At 56.5% G+C, this 19797-nt stretch carries 12 protein-coding genes and 1 tRNA gene; 3 read left to right on the forward strand and 10 right to left on the reverse strand.

The window, feature by feature from the left end; genetic code table 11:
• Nucleotides 1-137: 137 nt before the first annotated feature.
• The 7 genes from AB4Y89_RS22670 to AB4Y89_RS22700 form a co-directional block, all read right to left on the reverse strand.
• The gene (locus tag AB4Y89_RS22670; RefSeq protein ID WP_442303218.1) at nt 138-3416 is read right to left on the reverse strand and encodes a TonB-dependent receptor domain-containing protein; all 3279 of its coding nucleotides are present in this window, start codon (nt 3414-3416) and stop codon (nt 138-140) included.
• 259 nt (nt 3417-3675) lie between these two features.
• Complete coding sequence (locus tag AB4Y89_RS22675; RefSeq protein ID WP_442303219.1) at nt 3676-4713, reverse strand: YncE family protein; 1038 nt, start codon at nt 4711-4713, stop codon at nt 3676-3678.
• Between the two features lie 23 nt (nt 4714-4736).
• Nucleotides 4737-6131, reverse strand: a complete 1395-nt coding sequence (locus AB4Y89_RS22680; protein WP_442303220.1) for a short-chain fatty acid transporter — start codon at nt 6129-6131, stop codon at nt 4737-4739.
• A gap of 105 nt (nt 6132-6236) precedes the next feature.
• Entirely contained in the window at nt 6237-9383 is a 3147-nt protein-coding gene (locus tag AB4Y89_RS22685) for an efflux RND transporter permease subunit (protein WP_442303221.1), read from the reverse strand.
• Nucleotides 9380-10720, reverse strand: coding sequence for an efflux RND transporter periplasmic adaptor subunit (locus AB4Y89_RS22690; RefSeq protein WP_442303222.1), 1341 nt, complete (start codon nt 10718-10720; stop codon nt 9380-9382). Before AB4Y89_RS22690 ends, AB4Y89_RS22685 begins: the two co-directional genes overlap by 4 nt.
• On the reverse strand, nt 10717-12048 hold the full coding sequence (locus AB4Y89_RS22695; protein WP_442303223.1) for a TolC family protein: 1332 nt from the start codon (nt 12046-12048) through the stop codon (nt 10717-10719). Before AB4Y89_RS22695 ends, AB4Y89_RS22690 begins: the two co-directional genes overlap by 4 nt.
• A 98-nt stretch (nt 12049-12146) precedes the next feature.
• Nucleotides 12147-13175: a YncE family protein gene (locus AB4Y89_RS22700; protein WP_442303224.1), complete on the reverse strand. Its 1029-nt coding sequence runs from the start codon at nt 13173-13175 to the stop codon at nt 12147-12149.
• 188 nt (nt 13176-13363) lie between these two features.
• Here AB4Y89_RS22700 and AB4Y89_RS22705 point away from each other — a divergent pair, with 188 nt between their 5' ends.
• From AB4Y89_RS22705 to AB4Y89_RS22715, 3 genes are all read left to right on the forward strand, one after another.
• A complete protein-coding gene (locus tag AB4Y89_RS22705; RefSeq protein ID WP_442303225.1) occupies nt 13364-14044 on the forward strand; it encodes a response regulator in 681 nt (226 codons plus the stop codon).
• Nucleotides 14041-15561, forward strand: coding sequence for a sensor histidine kinase (locus AB4Y89_RS22710; protein ID WP_442303226.1), 1521 nt, complete (start codon nt 14041-14043; stop codon nt 15559-15561). Before AB4Y89_RS22705 ends, AB4Y89_RS22710 begins: the two co-directional genes overlap by 4 nt.
• 108 nt (nt 15562-15669) lie before the next feature.
• Nucleotides 15670-17490, forward strand: a complete 1821-nt coding sequence (locus AB4Y89_RS22715; protein WP_442303227.1) for a phosphoenolpyruvate carboxykinase (GTP) — start codon at nt 15670-15672, stop codon at nt 17488-17490.
• Between the two features lie 790 nt (nt 17491-18280).
• On the opposite strand, the gene AB4Y89_RS22720 is transcribed toward AB4Y89_RS22715, so the two are convergent.
• The 3 genes from AB4Y89_RS22720 to AB4Y89_RS22730 form a co-directional block, all read right to left on the reverse strand.
• A tRNA-Gln gene (locus tag AB4Y89_RS22720) sits at nt 18281-18354 on the reverse strand.
• Between the two features lie 162 nt (nt 18355-18516).
• Nucleotides 18517-19539 (reverse strand): LLM class flavin-dependent oxidoreductase, encoded by a 1023-nt coding sequence (locus tag AB4Y89_RS22725; protein WP_442303228.1) that lies wholly within the window; start codon nt 19537-19539, stop codon nt 18517-18519.
• A gap of 41 nt (nt 19540-19580) precedes the next feature.
• Nucleotides 19581-19797 (reverse strand): hypothetical protein (locus AB4Y89_RS22730; RefSeq protein WP_442303229.1); only part of this gene is annotated, 217 nt, incomplete at its 5' end.

Raw genomic sequence — 19797 nt, forward strand, 5'->3', positions numbered from 1 at the left:
GCTACAAGAATTGAGATACCTGCTGTCCATGGCTTTCTCCAAGATGGCTGTGGCAGATGAGTGATGGCTGAAGAGCGAATGAAATTGCATTCAGCCGTCGGGACGGGTTCGGCATCGCACAGTGAGCCTCCGCAAACCTAAAACAGCACCTTCAGTGCGAACTGAGCCTGTCGCGAGCTGGTAGCGGCAGGACCAACAATGACGCCGGCGCTCGCGGGGGAGAGTGCGACGCCGTTAGCACCGAACAATTGCGTTCCCGCCTTTGGCGGGGGGCCATAGTTGCCATGATTGAGCACATTGAAGAGCTCGGCTCGAAACTGAAGGTTGAAGCTTTCAGAGATGGCGCGAATCCTAGTGTTCTTTATCAGTGAGGTATCGAACTCGGAGAGCCTCGGGCCAATGATGGAGTTACGACCAGCGTTCCCAAGATGGGTGTAGCCCGTGGCTGGATCGACTGCGGGAAAGGCAAAGCATTGGGTCTTCACGAAGGCCCGGTTGATGGCGGTGAAGGATTGCGTGGGATTGCCCGAGCATCCCGGACTGGTGAGACGGTCTGGGAAGGCGAAGACATCGGCGCTCTTGAGATTGAGGGGATCGCCGCTGATCAGAGGTGTAAAGGGTTCGCCCGTGCTGAACTGGAAGATACCGCCCCACTGCCAGCCATTGAGAAGAGCCGAACCCAGCATCGTCTCACGCACGTTGGGCAGTTCATAGAGATAGTTCAGGACGAGATTGTGCGCAACGACGAAGTCCGAGATGGCGCGACGGCGGTCCGGCGCCCAAAGAGGAAGGCTGGAGACCGAGTTGGCAAAGGTGTCTCCGAAGGTGGAAGAAGAACCATCGTCGATCGATTTGGCCCAGGTGTAGGAGATCCCGAGTTGTGTGCTGTGCGAGAGCCGTTTATTCAGGCTGGCCTGGAGGGAATTGTAATGTGAGTAGCCGGTCATAAAGACGGCGCTTATTTGACCGATGTTGGAATTGAGCTTCGTGGCATTAAGTTGCGCCGCGGTCTTGCAGTTTGCCGCAACAGTGCAGTTTGGACCGAAGAACCCATAGCCCTGAGCGTCGCGGATCGGCTGGACGGTGTTGACGTCATCGACGCGATAGGGGAGATGGATGCCTCGTGAACCGGCATACCCTACCTGCAGCGTGAAACCGTACGATAGAGATTGTTGGACATTCAGGCTGTACTGTTCGACATAGCCGCGCTTAGGGTTCTGGTCCGCATACGCATAACGAAGCCCTGAGGCTCCAGCAGCATTCATCTTGCTATAGGCATTTTTCGGGAAATCACCCGCCCCAAGGGTGGTGATGTTCCCAAGAAGAAGATAGGGTGCCGTAAAGATGGAGAGACCCTCATACAAGTAGTTCAAGGTCTGAGTGTCATAGAGGCCAAAGCCTCCGCGAACAGAGGTTACATCCTTGCCAAACGGGTCCCAGGCGAAACCAACGCGAGGCGCAATATTCGTGTAGCTGGCGTTCTGGAAATATGGGCTGCCGAGCCGCGGCGCTACGGATGTCAGAGTTGGTAGAACAGCAATGCGATTGGCAGTCTCGGTGGGAACCGTGACGGGTTCATAGCGGATGCCTAGATTCAGGGTTAGGTTAGGAGAGATCCGGTAGTTATCGGTAATGTAACCGCCAAAGACAGATTGGCGGAGATCGCGAGGCGACGTACCCTGGGCAATCGGACTATTGAAGCTCGTAGGAGTAGCGCTGAGAAAAGTGGCGATGCTGGAGAAGATGTACTGGCCGTTGGGATTTGAGGTACCCAGCTGGTTATTCTGGAGACGCTCGAAGGCAAAGCCCATCTTGATGGCGTGCTTGCCCCGGGTTAGATAGACGTCGTCGTAGACCTGATAAGAGTTCAGATGAAAATCGAACTCGCCGGTCGCCTTGAGACCTCCCTGGAAGTTGGAGACCCCTCCTATGTTGATCAGGCCGACAGGAAGAGTGGGAACAAAACCGAGATTGACGTCTCCCGCCGCCGGATTGATTGCCGATAGCGTGGTCGGAGCGATCGAAACAACGCGGCTATAACCAAACTTGATGGAGTTCAGCAGCGACGCGCTGAAGGTATGCGATACGCCGATCGTTGCGAGCTGCCGTTTAGCGATGTTGCCGGTAACGCGAACGCCAAAGGGGTCCGGTGACTCGAGGTCACCGCTGTCGTAGAAATACGTGCCGGCCAATGAATCCTTGTCCGACAGTTTATGGTCGGCGCGTGTTGTGAAGTAATTCTCGTGGCTGATCTGGGGGGTGTTATAGGCAAATGTTCCTATGTCGCTGGTTGGACTATTGACAGTACCGGCGTTTGGCAAAGGGTAAAACGTGAGATACGGAACAACGGTTGGGCTGACAGGATTCTTCACTTTGCTCGCGCATGCACTATTGACACAAAGCAGGCCGCTGCGGGCGTCCGCGTTCGGAACATTGCTCGTTACATTGATGCCTTTGTACTGGCGAAGCCCCTCATAGTCTCCGAAGACAAACGTGCGTTCGCGAACAATAGGGCCACTCGCAGAAGCACCAAATTGATTGCGGCGGAATTGGGCGATCTGTCCAGGTAGGTCGAACTCATCGCGAGCATCAAGGGCGCTGTTGCGAAGAAACTCATAAACACTTCCGTGCAATTTGTTAGCGCCCGTCTTCGTGACGGCATTGATAATGCCGCCTGCACTCTTCCCATAGTCGGCAGTGGCGTTACTTGTGACGACCGAGAACTCCTGAATGGCGTCCACCCCTAGATTTGAGCCGATGACGCCGCCAGGACCGCCGTTCGAGTAATCATTAATGCTTATGCCATCGACACGGTAGTTGTTTTGCTGTGGTCGTGCGCCTCCGACCGTAAGCTGGCTTCCTACGCCACGATTCGCCCGCTGATTGCTGACGGCAACTGCCGGTTGGGTGCGAACTCCAGCGACACCAGGCTGAAGGTTAGCGAGCGACGTCCAATCACGACCGTTGAGAGGAAGATCTACGATCGTGCGCTCGCCAACGACAGGCATCGTCGTTGAGCTCACAAGATCGATATCGGGTGCCCCGGTCATGACAACAATCTTCTCGGTAACTTCACCGAGCCTGAGCGTGAAATTGACCTCTTGTTCGGCGCCCACACGCACCTGAATATCGTTGACGAGCTGCTCGGAGAAACCGGCAGCAGAGACCGAGATGTTATAAGACCCCGGCTGCAGATTCGGCACGGAATAGAGACCGCTGGAGCTGGTTCTGGTCTCTGACACAATGCCGGTGGCGCTATTCGTCACCCGTACCGAAGCTCCAGGGGTGACACTGCCGCTTACGTCAATCACGGTACCTGCAATGGTGCCCGTGGAAACCTGGCCAAATGCTTGCGATGCGATAGACATCACGATGAGCAAAGCTACTTTGCTTAAGTTACGGATGAAACCGTTCATGGAAGACCTCTTGGCTCGGCCGTGAAGAGTGTTATCGAGGGTTGGCTCGTCTAGCGCTCTTCCCTGGCCCCAAATTGGAACTCTGCCATTTAGGAGCCGCAAAATGAAGATCGACTAAAGCAAACATAAAAAAGCGTTCACACGATTTCGAATGCATCAATGCACCATCTCAGCCGCCCGAAAGCATAGGCCTTCCTCCAGTTGCAGGCAACCAAAAGTTGCACCGCACCGGGGGGCGTTTGCGTGCCTTTATGAACGGCTATTGGCTGATGACGAGAACTACAAAGCTGTCAGGGACTACCGCGGGCTTCGGTTTTGGAACCGCTGCCGTAGCTGCCGGCTTTGGTCCGAGATCCGCCGACACGGTATACAGTCTTCCGGACGCCGAGTCGACGGCCAGGGTCCTCGCCCCCAGTTTCGTTCGAAGGGTCTGAATCGTGACATAACGATTCGGGGTCACCTGCTGGACGACCGTAAGATTTCCGCTTTCGCCATTGGAGCTAAAAATCATTGACCGGACTGGATCATAGACAACTGCGTCCGGCCCTTCGCCAATCGCCACAGTGGCAACCAGCTTTCCAGAGATACTGTCAATCACAGCCATCTTTCTGTTGTCGCAGACCGAAAACAGTCGATGGTGAATGGCATCCATCGAAAGCCCGGAAGGCCCCTCGCAAGGCGCCAGGGGCCATGAACTCGTGATCTTTAGCGACGACGCATCGATGCGAAGGATCTGGCTGCTTCCTTCGATGTTGACGAAGACGTTTCCCCCCTCGCCGGCAACGGAAAACTCCGGTTTTCCAGGCAATGGGATAGTTGCCAGCACACTGTTTGTATCGTTATCGATAACCGTTGCGCTTTTGCTCGCCCCATTGAATACGAAGAGGCGGTGCGATACCGGCTCTATCAAAAGCGAGTCCGGGTTTTTCCCGGTTGGGATGGTAGCGATGGTTTTGTAGCTGGAACGATCGAACACGACTACCTGTGCGGCGCCCCCATCGCTGATATAGCCCGTCCTGCCGTTGTCATTGAGTACAACGCCATGCGCGTGTTCGAGACCGCCGATCTCCCCCAAGAGCTCTCCGTTTGATATGTTCACCACCATCACCCGGTTGAGGCGAGCTACGTAAAGCAGATGATTTGGGCTGTCGAGTGTCAGATAGTCCCAACTGCCGTCGCCGCCAAGCTTCCAGGTCTCAACGGGCTTGTAGCTTGGACCGGGTGCGCCCTGTGGAGGAGCCGCGTAGAAAAGGCTGGAGAACACCAGGGTTGAGCTGAGCAGAGATAAGCATTTCATGAGTTGTCCTTTGCCAGGCATGGCTAAGAGGTAGGCACCAGAAAGAGAAGCGAGAGGCCAAATACGATTGCGGAGACCGCGAATGTGACGACCATGAAGCCCATCATGCGGTTCATTTTGATGCCGGCGATCGCCAGGATGGGCAGCGCCCAGAATGGCTGCAGCATATTGGCCACGGACTCTCCCATCGCAACGGCCATCGTGGTGCCAGACAATGAGGCATGCAGCGCCTGCGCGGCAGGAACAGCAAAGGGGCCCTGCACGGCCCAATGACCGCCACCGCTCGGAACAAAGAGCGTAATGATCATCGAGGTCAGATAGGTAAAGAATGGTAGCGTATGCGCTGTAGAGAACCGGATAAATGCCTTTGAGAGCACGCCTGCAAGCCCGGTCGTGGTGATAATCCCCATGAGGCCGCCGTAGAGCGGATACTGCAGGATAAGAGAGCCGCTGATGCGAGCGGCATGTTTGACCGCCGCAATATAGGCCGAGGGCCGCCAGTGCAGCAGGAGACCTCCGAGCAGCAGCAAAACGATGACTGAGTTCAGATCGAGGGAGAACCCGCTGTGACGCCATACGGTGATCAGAGCGAAGATGCCCAAGGCCACCAGGAGCAGGTTAAAAAGCCAGGCATTGTCCAGCGTTGCGCCCAGGTTTTTCCCACGCTCTTTCGTGTCGCGCTGGCTGTCCTCCTGACGCAGACGATCCGGGTCTGCAACTACAACCTCCTGCGCCGCAGGCCCTAGCGACCGGAAGAGAATGGGCAAGATCACTAAAAGCACGAGGCAAGGTATCAGATTGAAGCCCGTAAAGACGGTCTGCGTAAGCGGAAGCCCGTGCCCCGTCACCTTCTCGACGATATTGAGTGCAGAGCCGTGCGTTGCTTGAGAGAGCGCGATCGAACCGGAAAGTCCTTCGGTAGAAACCACAAAACCGGTGTAAGCGGCGGCGACAAGCCAGCCGAAGTCCACGGGGATGCGCTTTGCCATCTCGCGCGCCAACAGCGCCGCGGTGACGAGCCCAAGGCCCCAGTTCACCCACGAAGCAATCATGCTGGCGACGACAGTGACGGAAATCGCCGAGAGCGGTGTGGAGGCGAAGCCTGCAATGCGCGCAAGGAAACGCTGAACGGGAGGAGCAACCGCCAGAGCGTAACCGGCAACCAGCATGATGACCATCTGGAAGGCGAAAGCAAAAATGGCAAAGACGCCTCCGTACCATGCTGAAGCGATGCTTGGGGCCGTGGCGCCAGGAGCAAGGACACGGGCAAGTATGGCTCCAGCAAAAGTAAGCAGAACCGCGAAGACAAACGGATCAGGCATGATCCGCTCAAAGAGATACACGAAGAAGCTGGTTACCCGCCCCAGAAGAGATTGCCTGGCCTCGTAGACCGCGGTTACCGGCAATGACTGTGACATAATCTCGTCTCCATTCCAAAGCTCATCTCAGAACCAGTCCATACTGGACAAGATGCAGTGAAGCCTACATAAAAGCTACATAAACAAGCGTTCATGATAGGCCAACTATCGATGCTCGACCAGCGACTCAACAGGAACCCGATGGCTGCGACGAGTCAGCTGGTAATAAACAACGGGAGTGACCACAAGCGACAGAACCATTGAGACCAGCAGACCACCGATGACTGCGATCGCAAGTGGCTGCAGCATCTGAGACCCGGCGCCCAGAGCAAAGGCCAGTGGGAGCATTCCCGTAATTGCTGCGAGTGCCGTCATAAGAATGGGACGAAGGCGCCGTCGAACGGCCTGAAGCATCGCTTCTTCAGGCTCGAAGCCCGCAGACCGGAAGCGGGACTCCGCGTCGAGCAAGAGGATGCCGTTCTTCGCCACGATTCCAATCACCATAATCAATCCCATAAAGGAAGCGACGCTGAAGGTTGTTCGCGTGATAAGAAGTGCGAACACCACCCCAAAGGCCGACAACACTGACGAGGCGAGAATGGCGAAGGGAGCGGATAGATTGCGAAACTCAGCCAACAGCACACCAAAGACCAGAACGAGTGCAAGTATCAGGACGCGAGTCAGTTCACTGAAGGACTTTTGCTGCTCCTCATAGGTCCCGCCATAGGAGACACGAACACTCTGCGGCAGGTGAAGAGCCTTGACCGCAACCTGTACTCGTCCCACGGCGGAGCCCAGATCGGAGCCTTCGAGACGCCCGGTGACGACCACATCGCGTCGAAGGTTTTCTCTGCGAATCTCTTGTTGGCCGGGCAACTGTTGCACTTCTGCCAAGGCATGTAGGGTTGAAAGCTTCCCCGAACTGCTATTGAAGATCGTATTCTCAATGGCACTCAGCGAAGCGCGATTCGCTTCAGGAAAGCGAACGCGGATCGTATAGGGATGACCGTTGGAGATCATGGGGACCGTTGCAGGCACGCCTTCGACAACCGCCGTGGTGTCGACGGAGACCTCCTCCGCGGTGAAGCCAAGACGTGACGCAATCGATGGGTTGACCTGAAAGGAGACCGCAGGCCCGCTCACCGTGTTCTCAAGCCCGTCCAGGACATCGACGACACCGTTCTCTTTCTTGATCGTATCGGCAACCCGGGTCGCAACCTCATCCAACGTCTCTGGATTTTCATTGAAGAGCTTTATTTGAATCGGCTCCGGCGCGTTGGAAAGGTCGCCGATCATATCCTGCAACACTTGTGTGAATTCGATATCGAGCTGTGGCTCGCTTTTCTTGATCTCGGCCCTGAGGTCTGCGATGACCTCATCGATCCCACGATCCCGTTTCTTTTTCAGCTTGACGGTGATGTCACCGGTATTCGCCTCGGTCACCGCGGCCAGGCCCATCTGGAGACCTGTGCGCCGGGAGATGCTCTCCACCTCGTCTGTCTTTTGCAGAATATGCTCAATGCGCTGAAGCACACGATTTGTCTCCGCAAGCGAGCTGCCCGGAGGCATGATGTAGTCGAGGATAAAACCGCCTTCGTCCATCTCGGGAAGCAGATCGGAGCCAAGCGCGGTATAACCTGCGCATACTCCTACCAGAAGAACGACGCAGCCGGCAAAGAGCAGCATGGGACGCTCCAGTGCCCGCCGAAGCAACTTGCCATGCGCGTCAAGAATGCGGAGCATAAAGCCGCTCTCCTGATGATGAACCGCGGGACGGCCATGTTCATGTCTCGCTTCAGAAGTTGCCCTGGAGCGCAACAGCAGCCCGCTCAACGCGGGGGTCCATGTGAGCGCCAACATCAGCGATGCCAGCAATGCAACCGTCATCGTAACCGCAAGCGCCCGAAAGAAGCTGCCCGTCACGCCCTGGACCGAGATAAGCGGCAGAAAAACAACGATCGGCGTAATCGTCGATCCGATGAGCGGAACGGTGATCTCATGCAGTGCCTTGCGGATCGCCTCGACTCTTCCCTCCCCTGCCTGTCGGTGAAGCACGATGTTCTCCACGACCACGATCGCATCGTCGATCACAAGTCCCACTGCCGCCGCAAGGCCGCCAAGCGTCATCAGGTTGAAGCTCTCGCCAAGCACATAAAGCAACACGAAGGTAATCGCGATGGTCGTAGGAATAACCAGACCGGCGACCAGAGACGATCTCCAATCACGGAGAAAGACAATGATGATAATTGTGGCGAGCACGAGACCGATCAGGATCGCATCGCGCACACTACCAATGCTCTCGCGAACAAGCTCCGACTGGTCGTAGTACGGCTGCAACGTCACGCCTGGAGGTAGCAACTGGCGTAGGCGCTCGACCTCGGCAGTCACTTCATCGGCGACCTGAGCCGTATTGCTGGACGGTTGCCGGGCAATATTGATGAGCACCGCGGGCTTACCGTTTGCGCGGACCATCGTGTAGTGCGGCTCGATCGACGGCTTCACGATGGCGACATCAGAGATCCGGATAGGGATGCCGGCGGCCGTATTCTTGATCACCACCTGCGAAAGCTGAGCCGCGTCGTGAACCTGCGCCCCAACGAGTCCCAAGACAAGTTCATGCTCCGTCTGAAAGAGTCCTGGGGAGTCGATCAGATTCGTGAGCTGAATGGAGTTGAGAATATCGCTGATGGTCACACCCGAAGCGACAAGCTTCGCAGGCTCAGGAGCAACCTCCAGGTTCGGGATCTGCTCCCCCTGGATGACGACCGTGCTTACGCCGGGCAGCCGATTCAATGAGGGCTTGAGTTCATAGGTCGCCAACTCCCAGAGCTTTGTGAGTGGAACCGTATCAGAGGTGAGGCTATAGCCCAGGATCGGAAAGGTAGCGAACGTCAGCCGGTTCGTCGTGATGACCGCGGTTGCAGGTAGAGTCTGGCGAACCTTGGATAACGCGGCGTCGACAAGTTGAAGCGTGTGAAACATGTCCACGTTCCAATCGAAGAAGAGGCTGACTTCAGCTGAGCCGCGACTGGTGTTCGAGCGCACCGTCTGAAGGCCCGGCACCGAGTTCATGGCGTCTTCGATGGGCTTGGTGATCGTAACCTGCATCTGCTCAACCGGCATGACACCGTTATCGATTCCAATAACGACCCGTGGAAAATTTGTTTCCGGGAATACAGAGATCGGGATGCGGGCGGAGAGATAAATTCCCGCCGCACTAAGCACGATGATGAAGAAAAGAATCGTGGTCGCATGGCGCGTCACCCAAAAATCTGATGGGCTCTCCGCATGAGTATGGATGGATTCTCTCACTTCTGGTCGCCTTTCTGAGGCGCTGTCGCAGAAGGCTTCTCGTCATCCGCCGCTCCCTGTTCTGCCTCTTCCCCATCGGCGGCCACCACTTTCACTTTGGTACCGTCGTCCATGCCATAGGCGCCCTTCGTGATCACCTGGCTGCCTGCTTTCACCCCGTGGAGAATCTGCGTATCGTGTCCGTCGGTGATCCCGGTCGTTACCTCCTTCTGCCGGGCGATACCATCCGATCCAATCACCATGATGGCCTGTTTGCCTGCCTTGGTTGAGATCAAAGCCTCATTCGGTATGGCAATCGCATCCGGTTCTGTGCGTGTCGCGATGGAAACGTGAACCGGCATACCGGCCTTATAGGCTGCATCCTTGTTTTTAACGAGCACCCACACTTCCAGCGTCGTCGAACCTTGATCCAATGCAGGGCTCACCAACATGACCGTGCCCGATATGGGGTCGGACTTACCTGTGACGTTGAGCGTTGCCGTCGCTCCCTTCTGAATGCCGCTCGCTTGCTCCTGGGAGAGATGTACCTTGGCAATCAAGGAAGAGACATCCATCACCGTGACAATGGCTTGCCCCGCATTGGCCATCTCCCCGGCAAACAAAGGACGATCGGTAACGACGCCATCGATCGGGGAGCGGATCTCGGAGTAGGTGAGACCAGCCTGAGCCGCCTCATACTTTCCCTGGGCAGAATCGAGAACGCCTGCCGCATTTTTGATCGTTGCCTTCTGACTGACGGAGTTCAGCGATCGAAGGTGTTGTTCCGCAATGTCCATCGCCGCTTTCGACTGCACGAGAGCGGCACGCGCCGTCTCCAGGTCTCGACGTGGTATCGCTCCCTGTTGCAGGAGCGCTTCGCGTGAATCGAAGACGCTCTGCTGCACGTCGAGGTTTGCTTTAGCTTGCTCGACATCGAGTTTTGCCTTCTGCATGTCCTCCAAAACGGCAGCCTGTGTAGTCGCAGTGTAAGTCGCGTCGGCCTGGCTAAGAGCTCCGCGGGTGTCATGTACCGCTGCGATCAGGTCGCGGTTTTCAAGTTCCGCAAGAAGCTGACCGCTATGGACATGCGCGCCGCGCTGCACTAAAAATCGTCGCACCGGAGCCGAGATCTTCGGCACAATAGCCGCCTGCGCCAGTGGCGTCAGCACCGTATCGCCCGAAACATATTCCGTAAGCGCCTTCTTCTCAGCCTTCTCCGCCTGTACTGACACCTCTGCCGCAGCGTCCGCCTCTTTGCTCTTACAGCCTGCAACTGCAAGAGCAAACCCCAGCACGGCGGTAGTGGTAACCGATGAGAGAACAGAAACGGAGCTGGTCTTGCATAGTCTTCGCATCATGGCATCTTTCCTGTCAGTGTTTGTAGATTGGCCAATGCGGTGTGGTAGCGGACGAGGCCATCCGTCCTGCCCGATTCGGCAAGGACAAGAGAGCTTTGGGCATCGACGATCTCAAGTACCGTCCCTTCACCCGCTGTATACCGCAAATTTGTCAGACGCAACGTTTCGGTAGCCGTCGCAACGCTCTCGTCTAGAAGAGCAAGCTGCTTCTGGGAGACTGCCGCCTCATCATAGAGCTCATGGAGAGAGGCCAGCAGGCGTCGCTGCGTGACGGTTAGGTCAACGCGCGCTTGAGCCTGGCGGGCCTGACTTTGTCGCACGCGCTGATGCGTCGCCAGCCAATCCCAGAGAGGAATGTCGAGAGTCGCGGAAGCCGAATAGCCGAGGTTGCGCACGCCACCGGGTCCATGCACCGCAAACTGTGGTGCATCGATACCGTAGGTCACATTGAGCACAAGATCTGGCGTGTAGCCAAAACGCGATGCCGCCACATCAAGGTTCGCCGATCGCAGCTGCTCAAGTGCAGCTCGCAGATCAGGGTTGTTCGCCTTCGCGGCCGCCTCCACTTCGATCTGAGTCGGCAAGGACGGGAGTGCGTCCAGATTCGCAGCCAGTTGATATGGCGTCGAAGGGTCCGGAAAAAGCAGCGCGCCAAGATCGAGGCGCGCCTTATCCGCGGCGAGAACGGCGTCGTTCAAATCACGCTGTCGTTGCTGAACCTGCAAGTCAGCCCGCACTGCGTCCGCATGTGCAGCTTCCCCACCGCGTTCACGCTGTTGCGTCACCGTGCGAAAGCGCTCAGCTTCAGCCAGCGCACGCTGCGCGACGACCACTTTCGCCTGTGCGGCAAGCATCCCATAATAATTTCCAATGGTCGCTGCCACCAGGCCGCGTCTTGCTACTTCGAGGAGCGCGTGTGCTGCGGCGTAATCGGCTTTTGCCTTGCGATATGCCGTGATGCTTGCGCCGCCTATCGTTTGGGTTGCCGAACCTTGGCTGATGTATTCGTGAACGGCATTGTTCGCCACAAAGCGGACCGCAGAGGCCGATTGAGTCGAGTCCGAACTCTGCCCCTGCGTGTAGAGAAATTGATTGTGATAGGTGAGCCCAGGGAGAAGAGCCGATCGTGCAATTCCCTTCTGCGCCTGGGCTATGCCGGCAGCTGCCTGGGCTGCGGCATAGGCCGTATCTGCGCTTCGTGCCCGCGCAATGGCATCCTCAAGGGTGATCGGAGCCGAGGCAGCCGCCGTAGTTTGAGCCGGCATCCCCGAACTCAGGCAGCTACCGACACCGAACAATGCGAGAGCGAAATGTATAAGATGTTTCATCACGGTTGTCACTACATTCCTCATTCGCGAGTGCCCATAGTTCCGCTCTCACCCCACGGGAGGCGTAGCGGAAACAGGTGCAGAGCTTGCGAGATTCGTTATTTGGTCTCGTAGGCCAGGATCTTTGCCATTGCTTTCGTCTCTCCCGGCGAGACAGCCAGGAAGAGCCGATGCAGCGACGGAATCAGTACGCCTGTCTTTGCACCAGGTTCTGTCTTCACCTTTTCGACAAGCTTCAAGTGATCCGGATCGCTCGTATCGTAGATCCCCATGTACCCTTCACCTCCCGGAACATACAGCCGCCGTGCGGTCGCGTCATATTGCACTTCGTCGGAGCGAAGCGGCGCTGAGAGCGTGCTTACGACCGCGCCTGTGTCCGAGTTCATCACCACCACCATTCCAGGATCGCGGCAAACGACATAGAGCCGATGCTGCGCAGGATCGAAGGCGACCATGGCATTCTGTTTTGCCGGAGGCACAGGCCATACCTTGAGAACCTTCATGGCCTTACGGTCGACAACCGCAAGCGTGTTGGTTTGCGTGAGATTGATAAAGAGACGAGGGTCCCCGTCGGAAAACGACATCGCCTCAACATGGTTGTCTTGGAACGTAATCGATCCCAGCTTCGCCCCCGTATCCGGGTTGACCGCTTCCAGGTTCGCGGTCTTCATATCGACGTCCTTACCGCCTGTCACAACGTAGAGGGTATTCGCTGACGCATCGTACTTTGATGTATCCGAGCCCGGAGTCAATGACACGGACTGTTTTTTTGCATAGCTGTCTGCATCCCGGATCGTCGCTCCCTGTTTCTCGCTGTCCGTGATAAAGACTGTATTCGCGCCTTTCCGAACCAGAATGCTATGAGGGTTTCCGAACCCGCTCACTGTCTTCAGATGGGCAGACGTCTTAAGGTCGAAGACCTCCAGGGTGCCATGGTCCTCCGCAGCCAGGAGCAAGCGATTCCGGTCGAAATCGACGGCGAAATGATCAAAGTCGCCGGAATAACCGGGGAGGTCGACCGACTGGATCAGCTTCACGGAGGAAGCCCCTTGCGCGATGGCGAGCGCAGAGCCTAAAGTTGGTAGCGCAAAAGCGAGGAAGAGAGCGCGATTCGATGTGTTAAACATAGATTCTCCTGAACACAGGAGCTAGGTTCGAAGGGCAGCATGAGTTCCGCCTAAAGGCTGTATAAAAATGTATTCATTTACCCATCGCGCTCGAGTCCTCGAATCCAGAGCCTGCAGGATGAAAAGATTTTCATCAGTGGTTCAGCCGTCGTTCAGGTGAATTCCAGCTAATAAGGACGCGAGAAAATATGCGTATCTTAGTCGTTGAGGACGAGCAAAAGGTATCGGCGCTGGTACAGCGGGGTCTGACCGCTGAACGGTACGCGGTCGACATTGCGTCCGATGGCATCGAAGGCTTCGAACTTACGGAAGCCTATCCATACGATCTGATACTCGTTGACCTAATGTTGCCACGTCTTGCCGGAGGCGACCTGCTGCAGAGGATACGGCGAAAAAATACCTCTGTGCCCGTACTTGTACTCACGGCGCGAGACTCGATTGATGACAAGGTCAAACTCTTCGAGCTGGGCGCCGACGACTACCTTACTAAGCCATTTGCATTTGCGGAGCTCCTTGTAAGAGTCAAAGCTCTGCTCCGCCGGGGTCCCGTCAACCGTTCCAGCACATTGCATGTCGGCGACCTTGAGCTTGACAGGCTCACCCAGCAGGTAAGACGGGCTGGGCGCCGCATCGAGCTTACCGCGAAGGAATACTCGCTGCTTGAATACCTGATGCAGAACGAAGGGCGTGTCTTATCACGCAATATGATCATTGAACATGTGTGGGACCAGAGCTTCGATGGGATCACCAATATCGTCGATGTCTACGTAAGGCATCTCCGTAGCAAAGTGGACGACGGCAATCCGATGAAGATGATCCGTACGGTTCGTGGCACGGGCTATATGATTCGCTCCGGAAGTGAACTGTGAACCGGAACTCTCTCCGCCATCGCGTGACCTTCTTTTACGTCGCACTGCTCGCCGTCGCGCTTCTCACATTCAGTGTTGCCGTCTACCTGGGCGTACGGGCATTCATTACTCGATCGCTTGAGCATTCGCTCAGCATGAACGCATCGACGATCCTGACCGATTACATAAAGCCGTTGGACTCCAAAGGCTCAGCCTGGTTCCAAAATGAAATGAGCGAATCTTACCCCACCGGGGTCAGCGATACTTTTGTGCGCGTCTCGCGCGGGCAAGAGGTCCTCTACGAGACCGGCGAGATGCGCGGTCTTCCAATCAGCGCTTCAGCGCTGGCGTCGGCAGGAGACGCGGATACCTCTGGCGAAGTGAACCGTACATACACAAAAAGCGGCCAGGAGATCTTAACGTACACGTTGCTCTACCGCCAGCCTCAGGGCGATCCGATTGTGATCGAAACGGGCGCTACGACTGAGCCAATCCGCCACGTTCTCCGCTCTCTATTCCTCATATTGCTGACCGGAACGCCCATCATTCTCATTGCCGCCGCGCTGGGAGGTTATGTCCTTATGGCTCACGCGCTACGACCGGTCGAGACTCTTACCGAGCAGGCTGAGCGAGTCGGACGGGAAGATCTGGGGGAACGTTTGCCCGTCATCCCCTCGGGCGACGAACTGGAAAGGCTGTCGCTCGCCTTAAATCGTATGATCGAGCGCCTTGAGGAGACTGTCGCCCACAACCGCCGCTTCTCTGCGGATGCCTCCCACGAATTGAGGACACCTCTGACCATTATTCGAGGTGAGCTCGAGGTTGTGATGCAGACCCCGATGTTGTCGCCAGCTCTCATCGAAGGAATCGGAAGTGCTCTCGAAGAAAGCGATCGAATGTCTCATATCGTCGAAAGCCTCATGACGATCTCCCGCCTCGAAGGTGGAAGTGAGCAGATGGCGATGATGCCGGTTGACCTGATAGCTCTGGCCACAGAGACGCTGGATCATATGAGTTTGTTGGCCGAGGAAAAGGAGATCAAACTGACCTGCGCCACCTCGGGAAGCATTTATGTGATGGGCGATGCCATGCGCTTGAAACAGGTCGTCGCCAACCTGCTTGACAATGCCATCAAGTACACCCCAGCCAATGGCAGCGTCGCAATGTCTATCGCCGCAGAGGGATCCCTAGCCGCGCTGGAAGTATCGGATACTGGCATCGGTATTCCTGTGGATGCCCTCCCCCTTGTGTTCGAACGCTTCTTCAGGGCAGACAAGACGAGGTCGCGCGGGTCAGGCGGAATAGGGTTGGGCCTGGCCATCGTGAAATCGATATGTATAGCGCACCATGGTACGGTTACGGTCTCTAGCATCGAAGGACACGGCACAACACTACGCGTTGAGTTGCCGTTACTGCACGAATGGACCGCGTTGAAGACCGCCGAACAGGTATCTGTAGTAACCACACATCATGTGGAGTCATTGCCGGAAAGAAAGTCGTCGGTCAAAGAAAGGCATCCGGTCATCGGCACTCACTGAACTGCTTCAGGCTGCAGTCGACATATCAGCGTTACCCAGGTCAGGAGCGATGCCTGCATCCCCCCGACACGTCTTAAAACGCAACTTTGAGTGGAGGTTCCTAGACTTATGGCAACAGCGGCGGTCAGCACACCAACGACAAACAAGCATCTCGTGCGGTGGGTGGAAAAGATGGCCGATCTCATGCAGCCGTCTTCCATTCACTGGGTTGATGGCACCGAAGATGAGTATCGATACCTCTGCGACACACTCGTCGAGAACGGCACCTTCACCAGGCTCAACAATCAGCTATGGCCAGGGTGCTTTGCCGCGAGATCAGATGCAGTGGACGTAGCTCGCGTAGAAGAGCGAACCTTCATTTGCTCTCTCTCAAAAGACGACGCCGGCCCCACCAATAACTGGGAAGATCCATTCGTCATGCGCCGTACGCTGAAGAAAATCTTTCGTGGCTGCATGCGCGGCAGGACCATGTACGTGCTCCCATTCAGCATGGGACCGGTGGGATCGGCCTTCTCCCGAATCGGCGTGCAGCTCACCGATTCGGCATACGCAGTCGTCAACATGCGCATCATGACCCGCATCGGGCAGCCGGTGCTCGATGAAATCGAAAAGGGACAGCAACGTGTAGTGCCGTGCGTTCATAGCGTCGGCGCTCCACTCGCTCCGGGTGAAGCCGATGTACCATGGCCCTGCAACAAAGAGAAGTACATCGTCCACTTCCCTGAAACAAGGGAGATATGGAGTTACGGCTCGGGTTATGGCGGGAACGCCCTGCTCGGAAAAAAATGCTTCGCGCTCAGAATCGCCTCCAACATAGCCCGCGACGAGAATTGGATGGCGGAACACATGCTCATCCTGGGGTTAGAGGACCCGCATGGAGAAAAAACCTACGTGGCAGCAGCCTTCCCTTCTGCCTGCGGAAAAACGAACTTCGCTATGATGCTCACGCCGCCCGGCCTGGAGGGATGGAAGGTATCCACTGTCGGCGACGACATCGCCTGGATCCGGCCAGATGCAGACGGCAAGCTGAGAGCCATCAACCCCGAGGCCGGCTTCTTCGGCGTCGCGCCAGGGACATCAGAAAAAACCAATCCCAATGCGATGGCCACCTTGCGGCGGAACACGATCTTTACCAATGTCGCCGTAACTCCCGAAGGCGGCGTCTGGTGGGAGGGCATGACCGAAAGGCCCCCAGCCGAATGCATCGATTGGCGAGGTCAGCGCTGGACCCCGGAGATCGCTGCGAAGACAGGCGCGACAGCTGCTCATCCGAATGGAAGGTTTACTGCGCCCGCCTCGCAGTGTCCGACAATCGATCCAGCTTGGGAAGACCCAGACGGCGTACCTATTAGCGCGATCGTGTTCGGTGGACGGCGATCCTCAACCATTCCCTTGGTCTTTCAGGCATTCAACTGGAGCTCAGGTGTCTACCTCGGCGCCACGATGGGATCTGAAACCACCGCCGCCGCTACCGGTGTCCTTGGCAAGGTACGGCGGGACCCAATGGCGATGCTCCCGTTCTGTGGCTATCACATGGGTGACTACTTCCGGCACTGGATCCGAATGCAGCGCACCGTCTCCGCAATGCCCCGCGTCTTCCATGTCAACTGGTTCCGCAAAGATGAAAACGATAGGTTCCTATGGCCTGGCTTTAGTGAGAATATGCGCATCCTGAGATGGATCGTCGAACGTGTAAGAGGCCGTATCCATGCCAGCGAAACCCCCATAGGCTGGACACCCCAATTCGGGGACATCAACTGGGACGGGTTGGCATTCTCCGGGGCGAGCTTCGAGCACCTGCAGCGGGTCGACCGAGCCGCATGGCGTAGGGAAATCATGGGGCACGAAGAATTGTTCCTCACCTTGCACGATCACTTGCCACCAGAGATGATCTACGAACGTGAGCTATTAATATGTCGGCTCGGGTAACTCTCCATTGCAGCCTGTCCTAAACATTTGCAGAGCAGCGGCAGTCACCGTCAGCCCTGCTGCATCGATCATCTCCGTCCGCAAGCATCTCAGGAGGGCAGGAGATTCTTGACATACCTTCCGGCTTCTCTATTCCTCAACATACTCAGTTCAGCAGAAGACTGGACACACCGGGGATATCCCGTCGGTCTCGGATGTAGATTGCGTTGTCGGAGCAGGGAGTTTCCCGCCGCCTTCCGTCCTCCCCCTAACTTCTCACGGAGGCGGTCGCCTCTGCTGCGGGTGGGCGATTCGGGAACGCCAGCCAGGGCGGCGGCAAGTTCGATTGATGCGAACAGGCGACGATCATCGTCCGGGACCTGGTCGAGAAGCTCGGCTGCATCAGGGCCAAGGCGCTTGCCGGCGCCGAACAGTCCCGGTATCGCGTCTTGAAAGCGACCGCTCATCACGGATTCCGGCGAAGATCAAGCCTGGGTAGAGGTGATCCATTGGTGCGAAGTTGTCTGGCAGGAAGCAGGCGTAATTCTGTCGTAGACAAATCGAACCAAGACGGCTTTCTGTACCCAGGTTTTCGCTTTGATCGTACCCCAATTCATACCCCTTTTTTTTGACTGCTGGAAGTCCATAAGACGAGTTCTGCCACGTGCTAGAGACAGCGCAACCTATTGATAAAACTTGCCTTAGTGAGAAAAAGCTCAGATTTAGAGGGGGAGTTTCGGGGGCAGCTTAGGGTCAGTTCGAATCCCTGATTGGGATTTTATGTTACTGATTCTAAACGGTTTATTTTCATTGGTTGCCCCCCAGGGATTCGAACCCCGATTGATCGGTTCAGAGCCGACTGTCCTACCATTGAACGAGAGGGCAATACTTAGATTGGCCGGGAGAGTCGCGCTTTGCTGCCGCGCCACCACTCACCTAAGTCAGTGTATGACCCTTGCAGGCTTCAGGTCAAATCTCCCTCGTTTTCAGAGGGATAGTTGAGATTCCTGAAGGGCGCCGAAGCACGGCGCCCTTCCTGTTCCCTGCTTATTTCGTTGCAGCCTCAGCCGCAGTGCCAAGCAGTTTGATCGCATGCATCACGTCCTGATGCGGCAACGTACCGGAGGTGAGCTGGACGTTCACGCGGTCCACGCCGCCCAGCGCCTCGTCCACATACTTCAACTTGGCTGCAACCGTATCGGGACTGCCCACGAAGAACGCTCCCATGGGAGAGGCGTTACCGTCAAACTGAGCCCGTGTCGGCGGTGCTCCCCAGCCCCGCTCGGCGCCGATCTTGGCAAACTGGCGCTGCCAGACGGGAAACATGGTATCGCCTGCCTGCCTATCCGTATCCGCAAGGAATCCAAGCACATGCAGCCCAACCTTCATGTCTTGCTCCGGATGTCCCGCCTGAAGATAGATCTTGCGGTAGAGGTCGATCAACGGGCGGAACCGGTGTGGTTCCCCGCCGATGATTGCCACCATCAGCGGAAGTCCAAGAACACCCGCACGTGCGAACGACTGCGGCGTTCCACCAACTCCCAGCCATACCGGAAGCTTCTGCTGCACCGGGCGAGGATAGACACCTTCCCCGTTAAGCGACGAACGAAGCTTCCCTTCCCAGGTGATGTTGGCCTGCTCGCGCAGCTTAAGCAGCAGATCAAGCTTCTCGGAGAAGAGCTCGTCGTAGTGCTTAAGGTCGAAACCGAAGAGCGGGTAAGACTCAGTAAATGAGCCGCGGCCCACAACAATCTCGGCACGTCCGTTCGAGATGAGGTCCACGGTGGCGAACTGCTGAAAGACTCGCACGGGGTCGTCGGAGCTCAGCACGGTGACCGAACTCTGCAGACGGATCTGTTTCGTGATGGCGGCAGCCGCCGCAAGAATGGTCGACGGCGAACTGGCCAGATAGTCGGGCCGGTGATGCTCGCCAATTCCAAACGCGGCGAGACCGACCTTGTCAGCGAGCGCGATCTCTTCCATCAGATCTGCCATACGCTGCTGCGCAGGAACGAGATTGCCGGCGGCATCCGGCGTGCAGTCCACGAAGCTGTCAATTCCTATTTGCATACAGAGGAATAGATGCTTCGATATCGAAATAGTTTCAGGGGCTATTTCTGTAAAATCCCGCCCATCACCTTCTCACCCCAACGAATAAATTCGTCGGGGCCCCGATTTTGCGATGGGTGGGGCACCTGTGATGTTTCAAGAGGTTGTTGTCCATCCGTTTGTATCTGGAGATTCTGTTTGTGACGAGCAAATAGAAGTTTCCGGAGGAACGGATGGACTATCACTATCATGCCCGATTGACGGTGCATGGTCGAAGAG

The organism is Terriglobus sp. 2YAB30_2, assembly GCF_052114765.1.
Classification (GTDB): Bacteria; Acidobacteriota; Terriglobia; order Terriglobales; family Acidobacteriaceae; genus Terriglobus.